The following is a 21549-nucleotide window of genomic DNA, read 5'->3' on the forward strand; positions in this document are numbered from 1 at the left end:
CGCCCCTCGCAGCCTCTCCGGACCAACCCCGTAGGCACGGGGAACAGCTGCCACGACCAACACCCGTACCAACCTGCGCAGGGATCAACCCCGCAGGTGCCGGGAGCAGAGCTGGCACATCGCCCCGGCCGACGCCGAGCTGGGACCAACCCCGCAGGCGTGGGGAGCAGGATGGCCACCGCCTGCTCGACGTAGACCCGGAGGGACCAACCCCGCAGGCGCGGGGAGCAGCGGGCCCGGCTGCGGGCCGAGCGCACTGCCGCGGGACCAACCCCGCAGGCGCGGGGAGCAGCTGGAGGTTCTCGCCGGTAATGATCGGGTGCTGGGACCAACCCCGCAGGCGCGGGGAGCAGTCGGCCGGATCGGGTCCGGGGCGGTAGTCCGGGGGACCAACCCCGCAGGCGCGGGGAGCAGCAGGCGCGGGAGATCGCCCAGCGCGCCGAGGCGGGACCAACCCCGCAGGCGCGGGGAGCAGCTTGCCCGCGGCCAGACGCCCCGTGCGGATGCGGGACCAACCCCGCAGGCGCGGGGAGCAGGATGGCGACCGCGAAGGGCAGGTGGGCGACCAGGGACCAACCCCGCAGGCGCGGGGAGCAGCGGGCCCGGCTGCGGGCCGAGCGCACTGCCGCGGGACCAACCCCGCAGGCGCGGGGAGCAGCTGGAGGTTCTCGCCGGTAATGATCGGGTGCTGGGACCAACCCCGCAGGCGCGGGGAGCAGTCGGCCGGATCGGGTCCGGGGCGGTAGTCCGGGGGACCAACCCCGCAGGCGCGGGGAGCAGTCGGCCGGATCGGGTCCGGGGCGGTAGTCCGGGGGACCAACCCCGCAGGCGCGGGGAGCAGCAGGCGCGGGAGATCGCCCAGCGCGCCGAGGCGGGACCAACCCCGCAGGCGCGGGGAGCAGCTTGCCCGCGGCCAGACGCCCCGTGCGGATGCGGGACCAACCCCGCAGGCGCGGGGAGCAGGATGGCGACCGCGAAGGGCAGGTGGGCGACCAGGGACCAACCCCGCAGGCGCGGGGAGCAGTACTCCTGGTCCAGGAAGCGCTCGATCAGGTTGGGACCAACCCCGCAGGCGCGGGGAGCAGCGCAAAACCTCGACATCGCGATGTTGTTCGGAAGGACCAACCCCGCAGGCGCGGGGAGCAGTGAGAGGTTCCGCCGTGTCCGCTATCCGCTGTCGGCGGCGGCTGAACCGTGACCCACTTTGGGCGTTTGAGTTCTGACCCTTTTATGCCCTTTTGCGTCGTCGGTGGTCTTCTTGTTCAGTCGTTGTCGGTGGTGCGAACGCGGCCGAGTTCGCGGCCCCGCATGCGGTAGGACTCGCCTTTGAGGGAGTGGACCTCGGCGTGGTGGACGAGCCGGTCGATCATGGCGGCGGCGACGGTCTCGTCGCCGAAGACCTCTCCCCAACGTCCGAACGGCTTGTTCGAGGTGACGATCACGCTGGCCCTCTCGTAGCGGTTCGAGATCAGCTGGAAGAACAGGTTCGCGGCCTCGGCCTCGAACGGGATGTAGCCGACCTCATCGATCACGATCAGCGGGTAGCGGCCGAGTTTGACGAGTTCGTCCTGGAGTCGTCCGGCCTGGTGGGCGGCGGCCAGGCGGTCGACCCACTGGGCGGCGGTGGCGAACGCGACCCGGTGGCCTGCCTGGCAGGCCCGGATGGCGAGCCCGGTGGCCAGGTGGGTCTTGCCGGTGCCCGGCGGGCCGAGGAAGACGGCGTTCTCCTTGGCCGCTATGAAGTCCAATGTTGCCAGGTGGGCGAGTTGTTGGCGCGTCAGGCCGCGCAGATGGGTGCGGTCGAGTTCCTCGATGGTCTTGATCGCGGGGAAGCGGGCGGCGCGGATGCGGCCCTCGCCGCCGTGGGAGTCTCGGGCGGCCACCTCGCGCTGCAGGCAGGCGACCAGGAACTCCAGGTGGGTCCAGGACTCGGCCTGAGCGCGTTCGGCCAGGCGCTCGGCGGCGTCCAGCAGCGCGGGCGCCTTCATCACACGGGCATAGAAGGCCAGGTCGGCGGAGGTCTGCCGACCGGTTCGGGCCGCCTGGCCGTCGGGCCCGGGGGCTGTCGCGTCGGTCGTGGCGGCGGTGGTGGTGCGGGGCATCAGGTGTCCTCCTTTCCGGCTCCGCCCTCGATGAGGGTGAACATGCGGTCGTAGGTGGCCAGTTCGCGTTGCTCGACGTCGATGCCGAGGCCGTCGGGGTCCAGAAGGGTGGCGGCGCGGGCGGCTTGCGCTCGGGCTGCCTGCTGGTAGATGACCTCACCGCGCAGGGTCTGGGCCGCCGCGGCGTGCTCGGGGTCGGTGATCGACTGGTGTTTGGCCCAGCAGCGGGTGTGGCGGGCCACGATGTCGTTGCCGGCGATGACGGTGACCTGCTCGTTGTCGGCACGGACCATCACCGTCTTGCCGATAGCGCGGGGGTGGACGGAGTAGTCGTTGGTGTCCACGCGGATGTAGTGGTCGCGGCCGATGCGGGTGTGGAAGCGCCACCAATGCGGTGGGGAGACGGGCGGGATGGTGAGCATCGCGGCCCGGTCCGCCTCCCAGCGGTCCACCGGCCGGGCGTCGATCGAACGGTGCTGGCGCCGGTTGGCGATCTGCAGCCAGGCGGTCAGCTGGCGGTTGAAGTCGTCCGGGCCGGTGAAGGTGCGGCCGGGCAGGAAGCTGGTCTCCAGGTAGCCGTTGGCGCGCTCGACCAGGCCCTTCGCCTCCGGGTCGCGTGGCCGGCACAGATGGATCCTGACCGCGAGCAGGCCGGCGAACGCGGCGAACTCGCTGGTCAGTTTTCCTTTGCCGACACCCGGCTCGTTGTCCCAGACCAGCATTTTCGGGACAGCTCCCCAGCCGCCGGCGAGCAGGCGCCAGTGGCCGTCGATCAGGTCGCCGGTGTGCCTGGAGGGCAGCATCCGCGCGGTGATCACCCGCGAGTATCCGGACACGATCACCAGGACCGGGGGCCGGCCGCACTGGCCGTAGCCGAGCGGGATGTCCACCGGCGGGAACCACAGGTCGCACTGGGCGAGTTCGCCCGGCTGGTAGACCGTGCGGGAGACCGGATCGACGGGCAGGTAGGCCGGTCGCAGCTCGCGCACGCGTTCCTTGAGGATCGTCAGCCCGCGCTGCCAGCCGATCCGCTCGGCGATCACCGTGGCGGGCATCGTCGGGGTCTGCTTGAGCAACTCGCGGATGGCCGGCTCGACCGCGTCCACGGCCGATCCTTTCAGCGGGCGTTGGTAGACCGGCGGCCGGTCGGTGGCCAGGGCTCGCTTCACCGTGTTCTTCGAGATGCCCATGTGGCGGGCGATTGCCCGGATCGGCATCTCCTCGGCCCGGTGCAGTCGGCGGATCTCAGCCCAGTCCTCCACGGGAATCACCCTCTCCTCCTGACCCTCGATGGGGATCAGGATGATCAGACGATTACAAGAAGGGTCGGATTTGCTCCGGTGGGTCCCGATTCATCCGCCGTTCAGCGGTCACAATTGGCCCGTCGCTGAGAATCCGCACCGGGACCAACCCCGCAGGCGCGGGGAGCAGGAGAGAACGCGAAAAGAGCCTCGGACCGCCCGGGGACCAACCCCGCAGGCGCGGGGAGCAGAAGAACCGTTTCACCGTCGCCATGACGGCGACGGGACCAACCCCGCAGGCGCGGGGAGCAGCAACTTCTCCTTCTCGACCTACCTGCCGTTGGAGGGACCAACCCCGCAGGCGCGGGGAGCAGCGCCCTGGCGGTCGTCGGTGCCGGGATCAGCTTGGACCAACCCCGCAGGCGCGGGGAGCAGCGCAGGTCGCGCCAGTCGCGCAGCTCGATCCAGGGACCAACCCCGCAGGCGCGGGGAGCAGGGTGCCGGCCTGCCGGTACAGGTCGGCCAGATCGGACCAACCCCGCAGGCGCGGGGAGCAGGTGCGCGGTTCGGTGCCCACGAGGACGATGCTGGGACCAACCCCGCAGGCGCGGGGAGCAGGACCACCGCCTCAGCCTCAGCCGACACCGGCGGGGACCAACCCCGCAGGCGCGGGGAGCAGTGGTGGTGGTACACCGGCCCGGGGCCGCCCTCGGGACCAACCCCGCAGGCGCGGGGAGCAGCCGTTGGTCGAAACCACTGCTGCCGAGGCCGAGGGACCAACCCCGCAGGCGCGGGGAGCAGCTGCCAGCGAAACACACTCCGTCCAGCACTCCGGGACCAACCCCGCAGGCGCGGGGAGCAGGACGTGTGTGCCTAAGGGTCTGCGTGTCTGTCGGGACCAACCCCGCAGGCGCGGGGAGCAGCAGGTGACGACCAGACCAACGGTGGGAGGGTAGGGACCAACCCCGCAGGCGCGGGGAGCAGGCTCGTACCGGTTCCGGTCGCACGGTCAGGTCGGGACCAACCCCGCAGGCGCGGGGAGCAGGCGGTGTGCGTCCTCGGCGCGCAGCTGAGGGTGGGACCAACCCCGCAGGCGCGGGGAGCAGGACCGGCACCAGACCGTGGCGCTCGGCTCCGCGGGACCAACCCCGCAGGCGCGGGGAGCAGTCTCTTGCCCAGCTCGTAATGACGCCACGCGCGGGACCAACCCCGCAGGCGCGGGGAGCAGCCCCCTCCGACCCCGCCCCCCTCCCCGGTGTTGGGACCAACCCCGCAGGCGCGGGGAGCAGGCCTCGGGTACGGCGACGGCGGCCCCCTGGCGGGGACCAACCCCGCAGGCGCGGGGAGCAGTGCGGCTGGCGGCCGGCCAGGGTCACGTCGGTGGGACCAACCCCGCAGGCGCGGGGAGCAGGCGCGGCGATCTGGTCGAGGCCGAGCAGAGCGGGGACCAACCCCGCAGGCGCGGGGAGCAGATGCCGTGGCGGGGGGCTGAGTACAAGGGCGAGGGACCAACCCCGCAGGCGCGGGGAGCAGCTGGTCCGGCCGCAGAAGTGGGGCAAGGGCCCGGGACCAACCCCGCAGGCGCGGGGAGCAGGATGGTCGCCGCGAGCTGATCGGCGAGAGCCTGGGACCAACCCCGCAGGCGCGGGGAGCAGCCGGGCCTGGGGCCGGCCGGGGCCGCGCGGGTGGGACCAACCCCGCAGGCGCGGGGAGCAGAAGGGCGGTGACTCCACGCTCGCCACGTCGGGGGGACCAACCCCGCAGGCGCGGGGAGCAGGTCCTCGGCTTCGTCGGCCTGTGCCTCGACCAGGGACCAACCCCGCAGGCGCGGGGAGCAGCGCCGTCGACCGGGGCCGCGTTGTCCGACCACGGGACCAACCCCGCAGGCGCGGGGAGCAGCCGTGGGGCTCGCGGGTGCGGTCACCGGGGAGTGGACCAACCCCGCAGGCGCGGGGAGCAGTTCGTCCCGGATCCCTGTTGAGGAATGCCGCCGGGACCAACCCCGCAGGCGCGGGGAGCAGTACCTCACCGCCCGGCCGCTGGCCGCCGAGGAGGGACCAACCCCGCAGGCGCGGGGAGCAGAGGGAGACGTGGAACTGTGCCGCGACCAGCGCGGGACCAACCCCGCAGGCGCGGGGAGCAGCCAGATCGCGTCCTTGTTGGGGATCGGGGGCAGGGACCAACCCCGCAGGCGCGGGGAGCAGATCCCGGACGCGGCGGAGGCGGTCCGGGCCTGGGGACCAACCCCGCAGGCGCGGGGAGCAGTCCCGCTTCCGCCTGATGGTGGACGGCGTGCCGGGACCAACCCCGCAGGCGCGGGGAGCAGCCCGGCCTGCGGCCACACCCGGCGTGAGGAATGGGACCAACCCCGCAGGCGCGGGGAGCAGTACCGCCGTGATCCCGATGGGTTCGTGACCCGGGGACCAACCCCGCAGGCGCGGGGAGCAGCTTGGCACCCGAGATGAACGCCGACCACTCGCGGGACCAACCCCGCAGGCGCGGGGAGCAGTTCGGCTCCCCCGTCGCTCGGGCAGCGAAGCCGGGACCAACCCCGCAGGCGCGGGGAGCAGGCGGCTCCCGGGACCGGCGGCCGGTATCAGCGGGGACCAACCCCGCAGGCGCGGGGAGCAGGCATCCGTGACGGCGGCCGGCCGACACCACCCGGGACCAACCCCGCAGGCGCGGGGAGCAGAATCGGCTGGCGGCGGTCATCAGGTCGGCGGGGGGACAACCCCGCAGGCGCGGGGAGCAGACCCTGCAGCAGCCCGTCGCCCGCGGCGGCCAGGGACCAACCCCGCAGGCGCGGGGAGCAGCGGACCTCGAGAGCTTTCAGTGCCTTGAGCGCGGGACCAACCCCGCAGGCGCGGGGAGCAGTACGACTGCCCGAGTTGGCTGGTGGAGCGACGGGGACCAACCCCGCAGGCGCGGGGAGCAGCAGGGCGGGATGAACCTGCGGACCACGGTTTCGGGACCAACCCCGCAGGCGCGGGGAGCAGTACACCCTCGGGGACCCGCAGGGTAGCTCCACGGGACCAACCCCGCAGGCGCGGGGAGCAGTCCTGCACCGCAACGTTGTTCGGTGCCTGGAGGGGACCAACCCCGCAGGCGCGGGGAGCAGTACACCCTCGGGGACCCGCAGGGTAGCTCCACGGGACCAACCCCGCAGGCGCGGGGAGCAGTCCTGCACCGCAACGTTGTTCGGTGCCTGGAGGGGACCAACCCCGCAGGCGCGGGGAGCAGGCAGTCTGGCTCTGGCACGCGGTGGCGGACTCGGGACCAACCCCGCAGGCGCGGGGAGCAGGACCCCCAGCGAAGCGGGGTGCTGGACTACCGGGGACCAACCCCGCAGGCGCGGGGAGCAGGTCAGGATGAGGGCGACCGCGCCCGTGCCGACGGGACCAACCCCGCAGGCGCGGGGAGCAGCTGCCAGGCCATGGCCGCCCACGCGGCCGCCAGGGACCAACCCCGCAGGCGCGGGGAGCAGTGCGGCGGCGAGGGCCACGGCACCGACGTCCGGGGACCAACCCCGCAGGCGCGGGGAGCAGCACGTACTGCAGCCACACGGCGAGCACGTAAAGGGACCAACCCCGCAGGCGCGGGGAGCAGACAGCGGAGTACATCGAGGACCAGGACGACGAGGGACCAACCCCGCAGGCGCGGGGAGCAGCAAGGTCCCTACTTTCGTGAGTACGTACGTTCGGGACCAACCCCGCAGGCGCGGGGAGCAGGGCGGCGGCCTCCTCTTGGCGCTGGCGGGACAGGGACCAACCCCGCAGGCGCGGGGAGCAGTCCGCTATCAGGCTCTGCCCTGGTCGTGGTTGGGGACCAACCCCGCAGGCGCGGGGAGCAGCGTCCTTGACCCCACGGGTGGGTCCGGGCGGGGGGACCAACCCCGCAGGCGCGGGGAGCAGTCCTGGTGAGCTGCGCGTTTATCAGGTGAGGGTCGCGCTTTGGGCTACTTCTGTTGAAACGGGCATCTGGGGTAAATCACTCATCTCTGGCCGAAGCGGCGCCGCTTGGATGCATTGCTCCAGCCTCTTGTCGGAGGTTCGGTCGGCGGGGTGGCTGGGCGGTCGGCGGGACGGCGGATCAAGGTGATGCCTTCGTAGTTGACCGGGTGCCACTTGTGGTCGTGAGTCTCGAAGGCGAATCCCTGTTCCGTGTCGGTGGTGTAGGTGAGCAGGGCGCGGCCCTGGCCGGTGTACTGCTTCACTTCCTGCCAGAGCAGGTCGCGGACGCGCGCCGAGGGGTTGCCGACGAAGACGCCGGGGGAGATCTCCAGCAGCCAACGGGTCAGCAGGCCGCGCAGGCCTACCGGGCAGTTGGTGAGCACGACTGTGATCACCAGTCGACCTCGTCGGCGTAGTTCCTGCCGCCGGCAACTCTGCCGTCCCGATCCGTCAGCAGGTCCACCCGGTCCACCTCGTCCACCAGGTCCGCTCCCTCGGCCCCGTCCATCTCGGTGCCGCCCCCTCCGTACGGCGCGAGGAGGCGCTTGATGTCGTCCACGCACCGGTCCAGCAGGCGGGTCTCACGGATCCGGTCGCGAAGTGCCCGTCGGGTGCGGGCGGCGATGTCCTCATCGCCTTCGGAGGCCGCGTCGAAGGCCGCCGGGATCGCGACGTCCGTCTTGTAGAGGTCGGCGACATCGAGGACGAAGGACAGTTCGTGGCCGGAGTGGACGAAGCCGAGGGCGGGTGAGCATCCGAGCGCCGCGACGACGGTGTGGGCGATGCCGTACATGCACTGGGCCGCTGCGGTGACGGCCTGGTTCGGGGTGTCACCGGAGGTAAAGTCGCCGGGGGTGTAGTGGCGGCCGTTCCAACGGACTCCGGTGCGGAGCGACTCCCGGCGGTAGGTTTCCTTCACCCGCTTGCCCTCGTGGCCCAGTAGCTCCTTGCGGGTCAGGCCGGCTGGATCCTCGTCCGGGAACCGGGTCTGGTACATCGCTCGGGCGACGTCGATGCGGCTGCGCCGATTGGCCCAGGCCGTGGCCTGGGCTTCTGCGAGCGCGGACGAACGGGTCAGTGCCCGACCGCCCGCGTAGTAGCGCACGCTGTTCTCGCCGACCCAGACCACACCGGCCCCGCATTCACCCAGCACGCTCATCGCCTGGTGGGTGATCCGGGTACCGGGGCCGAGCAGCAGCGCGCCGATGGTGGCCGCGGGGATGTGGACGGTACCGTCGGCGTCGTCCGCGGTGATCGCGTTGGCGTCCCGGTGGACGACGCACCGCTCGAGGTAGACGAACGACAACCGATCGCTGACACGGGCGAGTTCGCGCGGAGTGGACTGGCCGCGCCGGGCCGGGGTGCTCATCGCCGTCACCGTACCGGGGCGAGCGTCATCAGACCGCAGCCGTACGCCTTGGCCTTGCCCAGGCCGGCCGTCAGAGTGCGGCGGAATGCGTCGGGGTCGGTCACCCGCAACCGGCCGTCGTAGGTTGCGGTGACCAGGGTGACCCGCCTGCCGGGGCCACCGGGTTGCTCGGTCTTCGTGAAGTCCAGCCCGCGCTGGTCTCGGACGATGAGCTCGTGTTCGTCGCCTTGCGGCAGCAGTTGGCGATCGGGTGTCTTCTCGATGATGCTGAAGCCGCCCTTCTCCTGGCGGCCGAGCAGCCACTGGGCCTGATGGCGGTGGGTCAGATGCGCGGTCCGTTTCGTCGGTTCGCCCTCCTTGCGGCGGATGCTGTGTACGGGGTTGGCGGTGAGCCGGAACGACCAGGTGCTGCCGGCGGTGAGGCCGTTCAGGAAAGGCGCGTAGTCGAAGGTCTGCCACCCACCGGTGGCCGGCCAGCCTGCCTGTTCCACCAGGTGCGTCAGATCCGGACGCTGTGGGCTGACGAGGTAGAGAAGCACCTCGGCAGGGGAGTTGTGGTCGACCCGCCACAGGATGCGTGGGCCGCCGTCCGGCTGGCCCGGCGGTTCGGCGAACGACGACATCACGGCGGCGTGCAGCCGCTGCGGAGAGGACAGCAGGCGCCTGGTGCCGGTGCGGGCGGTGTTGAGGCGGAAACGGGTGAGGAACATGGGGTCAGGCACCGTCCAGCAACTGCGTCGGATCGTGGTCGGGGGTGGGCGTAACTGTCGTGACGGAGACATTGCGCAGTGCGTAACGCCGGTGCCGGGGGTCGAAGGTGATCGGCTGGTCGCGCTGGCTGTACTCAGCCTGCCCGTCGCCGGGCTCGGCCTCGATGAGGACGGACAGCGTCTCGGTGTCACGGTGGTGTCGTCTCCGGTACCAGTCGGAAGCGCACCAGGCCTGTTCCTCCAGTACCTTCCGCAGATCGGATCCGGGGTGTACGCCGAGGTCGATGGGCAGGCTCGGCGGGCATGAACGCCGCCCCAGGTACGGTAGGAACACCGGTGCCCGCACGGCCGCGTGCAACCTGTCGATCAGCGCGTCCTCGCCCTGGACGGCGGCGAGGAACACCGCGTCCGCCAGATAGAAGCGGTGGGACAGCGGCATCGACCGATCGGTATCGGCGTGGTGCGCGGTCTGCAGGTCCGCGATGCGTGTGCCGGGTTGGTCGATCCGCACCCCGAACCGGAGAGCGGCGAGGTCGGACAGGTCGGCGTCGCGCTCACGCCCCAGCGCACCGGCCAGCAGGCCGATGACACCGCTCTTGGTGGGGGCGGTCTCGGTGGTGCGCCGGGCGAAGCGCGCCGAGGAACCCCATGACTGCAGCGGGCCCGCCAAGCGCAGCACGAGCACGCTCATCCACGCTGCTCCGCACGTGTGGCGATGGCTTCGGCGGCCGTTCGGGAGACCGCCTCACCCACGGCCGCTCCGACGGCTTCGACCAGTCCTGGCAAGGTCACCTCGGTCCCCAGCGCGGCGAGCGGTTCGGTGCCGTCGCTCGCCAGCAGCACCCAGCTGCGGCCGTCGGTCTCCGCGCCGTACGCACGCTCGATCTTCGGGACGAAGGCAGCCAGTTCCCTGCAGGCGGCGGTGACATGTCCGCCGCCGGCATCCGCGCGGACGGCCTTCTCGAACGCGCCGACGAAGCTGATCGGGCGAGCCGAGCGAAGCTTGACGATGACGGCGTCCGGCAGCGTGTGGTGGGCGAAGGTATTGATCTTCCCGGTGGGGATCGAGGTGACGAAGCCCTCGGTGAAGGCTTCGACCGCGCGCCGGACGGCCTTGCCCGCCGACTCGTCGGTGCCGGGCCCCGCGCTGAGGTTGCGGTACAGCTGGTCGACGTCGACCGCCGCGTAGCGGTACAGCGTCGCCGAGTTGAAGTCGACGATGCCGATCATGCCGGCGCCCGGCTGGGCGTCGGTATTGCGGTCGTCCACAGCCGTGTAGTAGTCGGATTCGGTCTCCACCGCATGGACGCTGATCGCGTGGGCCACCTGGGCCGCGGCGTCCACATTGATGTCGGTGGCATCGGCGACCATACGGCCGAACAGGGCGATGTCGACCGAGTGGCCGGTGTCGGCGATCTCCCGGGCCGTGGCCTTGTTCTTCTTGTCCTTGAAGAACGCCGTACTGTCGCCCGACTTCAGCGCCTCGAGCGCGAGTACGGCAAGGCCGTCGAGCTGACGTGCGCTCAGGAACATCAGATAGGAGGCCTCGGGGGAGGGGTCGGCCGCGCCCTCCTTGGCCGCGTTCGTCTTGCGCCTGGGCGGCTCGACCTTCGCGCCGGTCGCGGTGGTGATCGTCTCGGCCGCGAGTGCCAGCGCCCGGGGGGCGTCGGTGGTCGGATGCAGCCTGGTGATGCGTTCCGCGAGGGCCTCGGCCACCTTCTTGGTCCGCACCCCAAGCTCGCTGGGATCGAGCAGCTGCGCGAACTCCCGTCGTGTGGCGCGCTTCCACGCCTGGCTGGACACCCGGGACCGGCGAACACCGCCGTACACGGCCGTCTTCGGAGAACCGGTGTCGTCGCGGTTCAGATTGCTCGGCGGTACGGTCTGCAGGATGTGGATGTCGAGGATGGTACGGCTCACGAGTGATGATCCTTGTCGCTAACGGGAGTGCGGCGGGTCGGGGTGGCGGTCGTCGCGGAGGACGGCGGGGGTCAGTCGGACGAGTCGGTGGCGGGCGGTCGGTAGGCGTGGAAGCTCTGCCCCCAGGCCCGGTGCACCGCGATCCGGCTGCTGGGCTGCTGCCACTGGAAGAGCTGGTCGGCGAGGAGCGCGTAGTCGAGCGGGATGGCATCGCGACGCAGCAGTAGCACGAGTTCACGCAGCCGCTGGCTGAGCATCTCGAAGGACGACGCCGAGGCAAGGCGTGCGAACCGCTTGCGGATCGGCTCGTCGATATCGTCATCTGGCATCAAATCGCGTACAGCACTGCCTAGTTGATGGCCGCCTGGGCGATGCATCCCAGCCTCGCGGTGGGACTGCTGGTGCAGCGCCCAGAGGGTGACGGCGGTGTGGAAGGCGTTCTCCGCCTCGGCTGCCGTCCTCGCCGGCTGACCCGCTTCGTAGAGCCGTTCCATCCCGGTGATGCCCCACAGCTCGGCGGCATCTGCGACGGACCGGCCGACACCACGGCGGATGCACGCCACCGCCGCGACCGCCTCGGACCGGTCGTGGCGATAGCCGCTCTGCAACTCGCGGATGCGCTCGTCGACGACAGTGCCCACCAGGCGCAACTGCCGTCGACCGGGCCGGGCAGGAGAGGAGGGAGTGGTCATGCGCCCGCCTTCGGGTCGTCGGGATCGGAAGCGTCGCCTCCGCCGGATGGGGGCGGGGCTTCTGGTGGTGGGGCGTCGGCCGCCGCGAGGGAAAGCACCCGGTTCAGACGCCCCCTGAACCGCAGGTGGGCGCGGGCGTCGTTAAGCCAGTAGCGGCCGCCACCCTTGGGGTTGTCGAGCACCCGGCCATCCCGGGCGGCCTGCGGCGCGGACTCCACCAGCTCCCGCCCCAGCCGGCCGATACGCCGGCGTACCTCGTGCTGCCATGCCTCCCGGGCCTCCTCCGGGGCGTCGGCCGCCGTGCCCAGGGCCTCCAGCCAGCGCCGGTAGGGCCCGTCCAACTCGCCGTAGCCGAGGTCAAGGGCACGGCCGCGCGGCGCGTCGCGGTCGGAGCCGGCCGCCTCCGCGAGGTCGGCCGCCAGCTCGCCGAGCGCCCGCACCGCTTCCTCCGCGTCCCCCACCGCGTCGATCGCGACTCGGCTGTACCGGCGATCGCGCTCGTGCAGCAGGATGATCGACATGGTGACGCCGTCGTCCACCATCTCGTCGACCACCGACTGCTGAGTCCCGTACACCGCTCCGACGATCCGTGCGCGGAGCAGCCGGCGGCGCGGCAGCAGGCCCTCTGTCGCCAGCCGCGCCAACCATTCCAGGACCCGGGGGCGCAGGAGCTCGGGGCCTTTCGCGCGCTGCTCACCACTGCGTTCGACCTCGGATGTCAGCAGGCCGTCCAACCCCCGCCATGCGGCGCGGGCCGGGTCGTGCTCGCGTGGCAGGTACACCTGTGCCTCGCCACGCTTCTTCTCCTGGGCCCTGCTGCGCCGCCAGGCGGTCATCGGCTCAACGGTGTGCCGGTTGTGCGGGGAGAGCGGATCGCCGTACGAGAGCACGACGCCGTGCACCGCCTGGCCGTCGTGATGCAGCCGTACCCGCCGGGACTGCCAGGTGTACAAGTCCCGTGGGCCCGACGGGCGCCGGGATGCGGGATCGGCGGCATCGGGATCCGCTGTCGGTCCGTAGGGGCCGCGCCGCCAGGCCGGACGGTCGTCCTTGGTGAACTGCAGGCCCCTGGTATCCGCGGCCACCAGGTTGAGCAGCAGTGTCTCGCGCAGGGTGTCACCCTCGGCCAGTACTCCGCCCAGGTTGCCGCTCCAGGCGACGCCCTGCGGATAGACCTTGCCGCCTTTCGCCCTCGGGTCGCCGGCGGCTCCCGTTTTGATTCCGGAGGTGTCGAACGCCTGCGCGTGGACCAGCCAGCGCGCCGCCTCCGCGAAGTCGAGCCGACCGACCTCGGGCATCCGCATGGTGAAGAACGGGTCGCCGTTCGGCACGTCGGCGACGATCCGGTTGAGGCCGGCCACCTCGTCCTTCTCCGTACGCAGCTCGGCCACCTGGAAGAACGGCGTCTGCGGGTGCAGCAGATCGAGCCTGTCCCGGTGCTCCTCCAGATACGGGCCGACCACGGCGAACGGATCGGAGCTCAGCCACAGCTCCTCCCAGTCCTCCAGTTCCTTGGGCCCGTCGACGGCGTCATGGAGGACCGCAAGCAGCAGCCGCAGCAGCGCGAACTCCTGGGTGGGGACGTCGCCGACCAGTCGGCGCACCGCGCCGGCCTCGGCGAAGACCTCGCGCAGCGAGAGCTCTGCCGTTGTGCCGTCCAGCCGCTGCACGGGCAGCCACGGGCGTGACACCAGATCAAAGGACGGCACCCTTGCCACCTCTTTCATCGTCCGAACCCCGGCCGAAGCCACCTCCAGGCCATCGGCCGAGCTGTACCGCAAATCAAAGCCTGCCAGCCGGGTGCGACAATCCTCGTCCAGCACCAGGATCAGCTCTCCTGCCAGGCGTGGACACTCCTTCACCTGCCAGGCGGGAACGTGGAGTTGCTCCAGCTCCTCGATCACTTGGTCAATCATCCACGGCTTCGAGAAACGCGGTGGCAGCCGCAGCGAACTCGCCGCCAAGGCCCGGGTCGCCCGAGGTGAGGGGACCGTGTCGACCGGGAGTTCCAGTCCCCCCATGCCACGGTCCAGCCACGGCACGGTGGTCAGCACACCGTCCACCCGCCGCTGTGCGACCAGTACCTCCAGGCTCTCCTCGCCGTCGCGCACCTGTGCCCGGCCGCTGCGGGTGTCCTCGGCGTCCCCGACACCGGCCTCGATCCAGCCGACCAGGGACCGCCCCGGCCGGCCGACCTCATCCAGACGGAACACCTCGGCGCGGGCGCTCTGGTCGGCGCGCAGCACGCGGTACTCCTCGGCGGCCTCGGATAGTTCCGCAGCCCAGGACGCCGGGCCCACAGGACCTTCTCCGTATGCCAGTTGGACAAGCGGGCCGATGTCATCGGGCAGCCGGACCGGGCGTCGGTGCCCCGCCAGATGCGGCTGCAGGACAGCCAGCGCTCGCAGCAGTGGATGGAGCCGGTAGACGGCGGCCGAACCATCGACGGGCTCCGACGGTCCGTCAGCCCGCCACCGCACACCCGTGACCAGGCAGCGCGCCACCCGTAGCCGAGCGGGGCGCTCGCTCTGGCCGGATCCGCGCTGGTGGCGGTGCACACGGCCCATGCGCTGAAGCATCAGGTCGACCGGACACAAGTCGGTCACCAGCAGGTCGAAGTCGACGTCCAGTGACTGCTCGACCACCTGGCTGGCCACCACGATGTGCGGACCCTTTGGCCGGCGGCCATGACGACCGAAGCGCTCCAGCAACTCGCTGTCCTTGCGGGCCCGGTCGAGATCGAGGAAGCGTGCGTGCGTGACCGTGACAGCCGCCGCGCCGAACCTATCCCTGAGCAGCTGCGCTGCCTCCAGAACACGGTCCACTGTGTTGCGCACCACCAGTGCGCAGCCACCGTCGGCCAACTCCAGTGCCAAACGGTCGGCCAGCTCGACGAGATCGTCGCCGAACTGCTCCACGTGCACGGTGGTGGCGCGGCCCGAGGCGGCGGTGGGGCGCGCCACGAGCGGGGGTGCGCCGGGGGCGAATGCCGTCAACAGGGGGTATTCGGCTGCTTCTTGAGAATCACCTTCGCCGGGGTCGGCTTCCCGGCCGTCTCCTTGGCTGGTTCCCCGGCCTTCGCCTTGGTCCACACCCGTGCCTGCGCCCGCGTACGCCTGGACGAGTGCCCGCCGGGTCTCGGTCGGCAGCGTGGCGGACAGCATCACCACCGGCACCCGGTAGGCACCGAGCCAGGACAGCACCCGCTCCAAGTAGGTGTTCATGTAGGCGTCGTACGCGTGTACCTCGTCGATCACCACGACCTTGCCGGCCAGCGCCAGATGCCGCAGGACGAGATGTCGGCTCTTGAGCCCGGCGAAGAGCAGCTGGTCGATCGTGCCGACCGCGAATGAGGCCAGCATCCCCTTCTTCCGGCCGCGCAGCCATTGATGAGCAATCAACTCGGCTGCTGCAGATCGCTCTTCCCGCCAGGAGTGAGGGATGCCGCGCGGCCCGTCGACGTCCACCGCTGCGATCGGCGGGTCCAGGTCCACGGACTCGATCGATAGATCCGGCTCCACCGCCCCGATCGACGGCCTTGGGTCGGTCGCTACGATCGACCGGTTCGCGGTCCGCAGCAACCCGGCGTACTCGTCGTGCAGCGCGGCCTTGGCGTGCGCCAGGAATACCGAACGCTCGCCGCCACCCGGCAGGCGGTCCACCCACTCCAGCAGCCGGGAGAACATGGCATTGCTCGTCGCCCGCGTCGGCAGTGCCACGAAGCAGCCACCCGCACCGCTCCGCGCGGCGAAGATCTCGGCGACAGCGAGGGCGGCCTCGGTCTTGCCCTCGCCCATCGGTGCCTCGATCACCATCAACCCCGGCGTCGGCATCGCCCGCGCGAGTTCGATGGCCTGGACCTGCACCGGCCTGGCAGTGGAGCCGGGCGGCAGTACGAAGCGACTCGCGATCAGTTCGGTGGCCGCCCCGGACGGCTCCTCGGGCGCCCATGGCGGCGGCAGGCTCAACCCGTGCCAGGCAGCCGCCGTCCGCTCGGCCTCCGATTGCGAAGAAGCCTCGGGATAGTAGGGGAACAGCTCCGGATTGCTGGCCACCCAGTCGGCGATGATCACGATGGCGGTCAGCAGGACCTGCGCAGGCTGCGAGAGCTTGACCGTCCGCAGCGCGGGCAGGACCTCCCGCATGCCGTACACCGCCGTACAGGCGTCGAGTAGCTCGACCTGCACACTGTGCCAGTGCCGTTCGCTCGGGCCGGGCGTGCGCAACAGCTCGGGCCGGAGGTCGAGATCGTGGATCTGCGAGTACCCCGGCGGCACCCCGTGATGCCCGCCGGCCACCACGGTGAACTGTCCGGCAGCCCGCTCCGACCAGCCATGCGACTCCACCAGCCAATCCTGGAGCAGAAGTTGACCGGCCAGCCCGTGCGGAGCCCGCCGCCGGTCCTCCCCGAACTGCTTCTGCTGCGGCATCGCAAGACCCGCCGCCCGCATCCGATCGGCGAGCACGTCGACCTGGCAGGCGAAGGCAGGAGTGGCCTTCCCGACATCATGGGTGGCGGCCAGCCAGACCGTGAGCGCACGCGCGTGCGCCATGCCACCCGGCAGCTGAATCGCTATCAGCCGACGGACGTTCGCGGGCAACCAGTGATCCCAGAGCAGCTCGGCAACCGCCGCGCTGTCGGCGAGGTGCCGCCACAAGGGCAGCCAGCCATCGCTCGCACGGTCGTGCTTCGCCCAGATCGAACGGGCGGCGGGCGTCAATCGCACGCCGAGATCTGCTCCCGCTCCCTGGCCGGTGGTAGTTGGACGAATGGGCCGATCGGACATCAACTTCGCTTCCTGAAGCGGCTGAAGTGAACCGGATGCATGGTGATGATCGAGGATGACGTCCAGCCAGATGATCGTTCACCTGGCTGGACACGGGTACACACATCGACGTCCACGGGTCCGGCAGCGCGTGAACCCGGACGCCTGGCCCCGACAGGACCGACCAGCGGGTGGGCTCGGCAGGCCGGTGGCCGCCGGTCACGGACACAAGCCATGGCCGGCGACCGGCGCTGCGGAAGGGCGAGTACGCACGTCTCGCCCGCGTTACCGCCGTCGGCTCACTGCGGTCGGCGCCGGGTGCGCCAGCGGCCGGTGGTAGCGATCACCAGCACCACGACGATGACGACCGCTCGCACGTCCGCGTCCAGCGGAATCCCGGAGCCTGCGCCTGCCGCCATGCTCGCGAGTGCGAGGGGCATTAGGCGCTCGGAACTGTTGGCTGTCAGGGCATTTGCCCTGGTGAGGTGTAGCATGACTCGTCTCCTTTGGTGGAGATGCCAGGTCCGTTGGCATGGCAAGCTGGGCGGACCTGGCTCCCTCATTTCTGGGCGTGATGCATCATCTGCGGAAACCCTGACGCAACGTCAGCCCAGCCGCTTGTCCGAAGACGGTACTCCCATTCAACATCCTTTGCACATCGGACAGTTGAGGGATTCAGCCGTTGCATGTACGCCATCTAGTTCCAGCAAGTGATGACTGGTTGAGCCAGTGTCCTGGCGCTCAATCCCCGCAGGTGCGGGGAGCAATGTGATGCATCTGCGCCATCTAGGGACCAACCCCGCAGGCGCGGGGAGCCGAAGTGGCTTGACGATACGGCGGGTTGGCATGGTTGGCCAACCCTGCATGTACAGGGAGCAGTTCTTCGGACTGCCGTGTGGATCACCGCTTCGGGACCGACCCACCAGGCGCGGGGAGCAGACGGCTTCGCGACCTGGGAGCACGCATTCCTCGGGACCAACCCCGCAGGCGCGGGGAGCAGTTCGTCGCCCCGGTTCGGCGGTTCAGGTTCGGGGGACCAACCCCGCAGGCGCGGGGAGCAGTTGAGCCGGAATCGCCCGGGCTTCCCCGCCTCGGGACCAACCCCGCAGGCGCGGGGAGCAGGACCAACTCCGTCAGCGCACCGGCCAGGATCGGGGACCAACCCCGCAGGCGCGGGGAGCAGGTCACTCCACGCGGTGATCTGCAGCAAGGTGGCGGGACCAACCCCGCAGGCGCGGGGAGCAGGCCGACCGGCTGCTGACCGAAGCCCGGACGAAGGGACCAACCCCGCAGGCGCGGGGAGCAGGACCAGGCGCAGCCCGCTCCCCAGCCCCAGCCGGGACCAACCCCGCAGGCGCGGGGAGCAGCGATGGTGGGCGGCTGGCTGCGACGGACCCCGGGGACCAACCCCGCAGGCGCGGGGAGCAGAACAACCCGCAGCATGAGCGCGCGCTGCGGGAGGGACCAACCCCGCAGGCGCGGGGAGCAGTGGGCGGTCCGCTGGCTGACGCCCCCCGGGGGGGGGACCCCGCAGGCGCGGGGAGCAGGCTGCCTTGGCCCTCTCCACAGGCGGGGCGACGGGACCAACCCCGCAGGCGCGGGGAGCAGCTCCAGCCGCTCTTCCCACGCGTCGCCGGTCTGGGACCAACCCCGCAGGCGCGGGGAGCAGGTGGCCGGGGGTCTGGGGGCGGAGCCCCCGGGGGGACCAACCCCGCAGGCGCGGGGAGCAGATTGCCGCCCGAATGGGCGTTCTGTTCTGACAGGGACCAACCCCGCAGGCGCGGGGAGCAGATCGAGGCGTACGACCGCACCTACTACAAGGTGGGACCAACCCCGCAGGCGCGGGGAGCAGAGGGGATGACCATCAACGACGCCGCCCAGGCCGGGACCAACCCCGCAGGCGCGGGGAGCAGCGCCTCCCGCCGCTGCGGGAGGTGATGCAGCAGGGACCAACCCCGCAGGCGCGGGGAGCAGCGCCGACGTACCACCAGGCGGTACCGGGCACCGGGACCAACCCCGCAGGCGCGGGGAGCAGCGCCGACGTACCACCAGGCGGTACCGGGCACCGGGACCAACCCCGCAGGCGCGGGGAGCAGCCCGGCTGCTGCGCCGTTTCTGGGGTGGAATTGGGACCAACCCCGCAGGCGCGGGGAGCAGGCGCCTGCAGTCGCGTTCAGAAGACGTCACCCGGGACCAACCCCGCAGGCGCGGGGAGCAGAGCCTGGGCACGTCGAGGGGCAAGCACCCGCCGGGACCAACCCCGCAGGCGCGGGGAGCAGTGGTCTTCCCCTCCTCGCCCCTGTCCGGGGCTGGGACCAACCCCGCAGGCGCGGGGAGCAGCCCGTGAGCTGCTGCTCGTGCTGGTGCTCGGCGGGACCAACCCCGCAGGCGCGGGGAGCAGCACGAAGAAGCAATCCTTCAGGGCCGCTTGACGGGACCAACCCCGCAGGCGCGGGGAGCAGCTGCCTTTTGCTTTTGGTTTGTGGTTGTTGTGGGGACCAACCCCGCAGGCGCGGGGAGCAGCGATGACGCACCAGCAAGCCGGGCTGCCGGTCGGGACCAACCCCGCAGGCGCGGGGAGCAGGCCGACCCCATGAACTCCTGCCTGTACGGTCCGGGACCAACCCCGCAGGCGCGGGGAGCAGCGGTTGAGGCTGGCCGCGAGCGCCACCAGGTCGGGACCAACCCCGCAGGCGCGGGGAGCAGCAAGGTCCCTACTTTCGTGAGTACGTACGTTCGGGACCAACCCCGCAGGCGCGGGGAGCAGCTGGACTGACGGTGTGGTGAGCCAGGCCGTCAGGGACCAACCCCGCAGGCGCGGGGAGCAGTTCTCCGCGCTCTCAGCAGCCTCGCGGCGGGCGGGACCAACCCCGCAGGCGCGGGGAGCAGTGGAGGGCCTGCCCGAGGCCGACCCAGCACCCGGGACCAACCCCGCAGGCGCGGGGAGCAGACTTGGTGAGCTGGGCTTTTGTCAGATCGGGGCTGCGCTTTGGCGTACTTCTGTTGAAACGGGCATTCGGGGCAAATCTCCTTATCGTCGGCCGAAGTGCCGACTCTTGGACGCCTTGCTCCAGCTTCTGGTCGACGGTTCGATGGTTCGGCGGTTTGACTGGCGGGTGTGGAGTGGCCGGTCGGGCAGTGGATCAATGATGCCCCCGTGGTTGATGGTGTGTCACACACGTGCTCGTCGTGGGTATCGAGACGGCACCGAAGACCTGGAGCACCCGAGGGGGCAGTGGTGAGTGTGCGACAGCGCCGGCCCGTCACCCGGCGGGACATCACCGTTGAGGTGCTGGCGATCGTCGCGGGTATGTCCCGTGAAACCGGTCCGGCGCGTGGATCCGTCGTCCCCAGCCCCCGCTGAACAACACCCCAGAACGGCCCAGTCCGGGTTCTCCTGGGCAGGGCCCCTCGGGCTCAGCCCGCACCCTGGTCGGGATTACCCCGATCAGGGTGCGGGCGTACGCTCGCCAGGTCATACACGGCAATGGTCCATGGCGAACGGTCCACTGCCCGGAACCCGCGCCCCTCGGCCTCGTCTCGCCCCACCGGGGCGACCACCTGAGCGCCCCCGGCGAAACCTGGCCCCGGGTGCCCTGGCCCCGGTGCTGCCGGTGCGGATCGGAGACCGATAGTCCCGTGTCGGTGACCTGTAGGGAGGGCAGCACCGGCTCCGGCTGGAGCCCGCACACCTGCCGGGCCTGCGCCGACAAGTAGTTCGGTGGTGGGAGGCGGCACTCGTCCGGACGGGGGAACCCAGACGGGTGCAGCAAGCTGCGTCTCTTTGGGCCGCTGGGGGAGGATCGGCCCATGACGATAAGGCTGGGAGTCGGGCTGCCGCAGCTGAAACGGTTCGACGTGTCGCGTGATGTCGCCCAGGTGGCGCGAGCGGCGGAGCGGATCGGTTACGAGAGTCTGTGGGTCTTCGAACGGGTGCTGTTCCCGGAGCGGCCGCAACAGGGGCTGTACTCGATCCCCGGACTGGCATGGCCGGACTCGTACCGTTCGGTGGCCGAGCCTCTGGTGGTGCTGTCACTTGCCGCCGCGGCAACCGAGCGGGCCCGACTGGGCAGCAGCGTGCTGATCGCGCCGTTGCACCTCCCCTTCCAACTCGCCCGGACTCTCGCCACCTTGGACGCGGCGTGCGGCGGCCGGGTACTGGCGGGGTTCGGCACGGGCTGGTCGCTGGACGAGTACGCGGCGGCGTCCTTCGCCCCGTTCCAGGAGCGCGGGCGGGTGCTGGACGAACTGCTTGACGTCTGTGCGGCGGTCTGGGGCCCGAACCCGGTCTCGTACCAGGGTACTTGGACCGTGATCAACGAGGCCGAGGTCGGACCGAAACCCGCGAGTCCGATCCCGGTCTATCTGGCGGCGACCAACCGAAAGGCGCTGGACCGGGTGGCCCGTCGCGCCGACGGCTGGCTCCCCACGGGAGTTCCGCCGGAACAGCTGGCCTCCCAGTGGCGGCAGCTGACGGATCTGGCCGCGTCGTACGGCCGTGACGAGCACGCGCTGAAGATGTGCGTGCGGGCGAACGTGCAACTCACCCGCGATCCGGTAGACGACGGCCGGCGCCGGCCGTTCGTGGGCACGGTCGAGCAGATCGTGCAGGACGTGGCCGCACACGCGGCGGTGGGAGTCGAGGAGGTGCTGCTGGACCTGCAGGGCAACGTACGCGACGCCGATGAGCTCACCGATCTTGCGGCCCGGGTGTACGCGGACGTACGAGCCGCATGCGGCTAGTCGGGATTCCAGGATGCGCCGATGCCACTTGCGTGGCCGGAAAGCAGAAGGACCCC

10 protein-coding genes and 3 CRISPR repeat arrays (1 of these 13 running past the window's edge) are annotated in these 21549 nt (G+C 71.0%); of the genes, 1 reads left to right on the forward strand and 9 read right to left on the reverse strand.

Going from position 1 to position 21549, the window contains the following annotated elements; all coding sequences use genetic code 11:
* Positions 1–1146: direct repeats of the CRISPR family, unit length 29 nt; unit sequence GGGACCAACCCCGCAGGCGCGGGGAGCAG (it extends 226 nt beyond the left edge of the window).
* Positions 1147–1262: 116 nt separating this feature from the next.
* The 9 genes from istB to casA form a co-directional block, all read right to left on the reverse strand.
* A complete protein-coding gene (gene istB, locus ACSMTC_RS31060; RefSeq protein ID WP_436558408.1) occupies positions 1263–2102 on the reverse strand; it encodes an IS21-like element helper ATPase IstB in 840 nt (279 codons plus the stop codon).
* On the reverse strand, positions 2102–3373 hold the full coding sequence (istA, locus tag ACSMTC_RS31065; protein WP_436558407.1) for an IS21 family transposase: 1272 nt from the start codon (positions 3371–3373) through the stop codon (positions 2102–2104). Before istA ends, istB begins: the two co-directional genes overlap by 1 nt.
* 131 nt (positions 3374–3504) lie before the next feature.
* A CRISPR array of direct repeats spans positions 3505–7254; the repeat unit is 29 nt; unit sequence GGGACCAACCCCGCAGGCGCGGGGAGCAG.
* Positions 7255–7334: 80 nt separating this feature from the next.
* The gene (cas2e, locus tag ACSMTC_RS31070; RefSeq protein WP_436563056.1) at positions 7335–7688 is read right to left on the reverse strand and encodes a type I-E CRISPR-associated endoribonuclease Cas2e; all 354 of its coding nucleotides are present in this window, start codon (positions 7686–7688) and stop codon (positions 7335–7337) included.
* Entirely contained in the window at positions 7685–8662 is a 978-nt protein-coding gene (cas1e, locus tag ACSMTC_RS31075) for a type I-E CRISPR-associated endonuclease Cas1e (RefSeq protein ID WP_436563057.1), read from the reverse strand. The genes cas2e and cas1e overlap by 4 nt, the downstream gene beginning before the upstream one ends.
* A gap of 5 nt (positions 8663–8667) precedes the next feature.
* Positions 8668–9372, reverse strand: coding sequence for a type I-E CRISPR-associated protein Cas6/Cse3/CasE (gene cas6e, locus ACSMTC_RS31080; RefSeq protein WP_436563058.1), 705 nt, complete (start codon positions 9370–9372; stop codon positions 8668–8670).
* Between the two features lie 4 nt (positions 9373–9376).
* Entirely contained in the window at positions 9377–10063 is a 687-nt protein-coding gene (cas5e, locus tag ACSMTC_RS31085; RefSeq protein WP_436563059.1) for a type I-E CRISPR-associated protein Cas5/CasD, read from the reverse strand.
* Positions 10060–11292, reverse strand: coding sequence for a type I-E CRISPR-associated protein Cas7/Cse4/CasC (gene cas7e, locus ACSMTC_RS31090; RefSeq protein WP_436563060.1), 1233 nt, complete (start codon positions 11290–11292; stop codon positions 10060–10062). Before cas7e ends, cas5e begins: the two co-directional genes overlap by 4 nt.
* 71 nt (positions 11293–11363) lie before the next feature.
* Positions 11364–11984: a type I-E CRISPR-associated protein Cse2/CasB gene (gene casB / locus ACSMTC_RS31095; RefSeq protein ID WP_436563061.1), complete on the reverse strand. Its 621-nt coding sequence runs from the start codon at positions 11982–11984 to the stop codon at positions 11364–11366.
* Positions 11981–16771, reverse strand: a complete 4791-nt coding sequence (casA, locus tag ACSMTC_RS31100) for a type I-E CRISPR-associated protein Cse1/CasA (RefSeq protein ID WP_436563062.1) — start codon at positions 16769–16771, stop codon at positions 11981–11983. Before casA ends, casB begins: the two co-directional genes overlap by 4 nt.
* A gap of 889 nt (positions 16772–17660) precedes the next feature.
* A CRISPR array of direct repeats spans positions 17661–19700; the repeat unit is 29 nt; unit sequence GGGACCAACCCCGCAGGCGCGGGGAGCAG.
* A gap of 860 nt (positions 19701–20560) precedes the next feature.
* Here casA and ACSMTC_RS31105 point away from each other — a divergent pair.
* Positions 20561–21493, forward strand: a complete 933-nt coding sequence (locus ACSMTC_RS31105; RefSeq protein WP_436563063.1) for an LLM class F420-dependent oxidoreductase — start codon at positions 20561–20563, stop codon at positions 21491–21493.
* Positions 21494–21549 lie beyond the last annotated feature (56 nt).

It is taken from the genome of Kitasatospora sp. HPM-01-4, assembly GCF_051374625.1.
In the GTDB taxonomy this organism is placed as follows: Bacteria; Actinomycetota; Actinomycetes; order Streptomycetales; family Streptomycetaceae; genus Kitasatospora.

Excerpts from the sequence above, each read along its gene's own strand:
- istB (WP_436558408.1), bottom strand. The coding sequence starts at position 2,102 with ATGCCCCGCACCACCACCGCCGCCACGACCGACGCGACAGCCCCCGGG.
- cas1e (WP_436563057.1), bottom strand. The coding sequence starts at position 8,662 with ATGAGCACCCCGGCCCGGCGCGGCCAGTCCACTCCGCGCGAACTCGCC.
- cas6e (WP_436563058.1), bottom strand. The coding sequence starts at position 9,372 with ATGTTCCTCACCCGTTTCCGCCTCAACACCGCCCGCACCGGCACCAGG.
- cas5e (WP_436563059.1), bottom strand. The coding sequence starts at position 10,063 with ATGAGCGTGCTCGTGCTGCGCTTGGCGGGCCCGCTGCAGTCATGGGGT.
- casB (WP_436563061.1), bottom strand. The coding sequence starts at position 11,984 with ATGACCACTCCCTCCTCTCCTGCCCGGCCCGGTCGACGGCAGTTGCGC.
- casA (WP_436563062.1), bottom strand. The coding sequence starts at position 16,771 with ATGTCCGATCGGCCCATTCGTCCAACTACCACCGGCCAGGGAGCGGGA.
- ACSMTC_RS31105 (WP_436563063.1), top strand. The coding sequence starts at position 20,561 with ATGACGATAAGGCTGGGAGTCGGGCTGCCGCAGCTGAAACGGTTCGAC.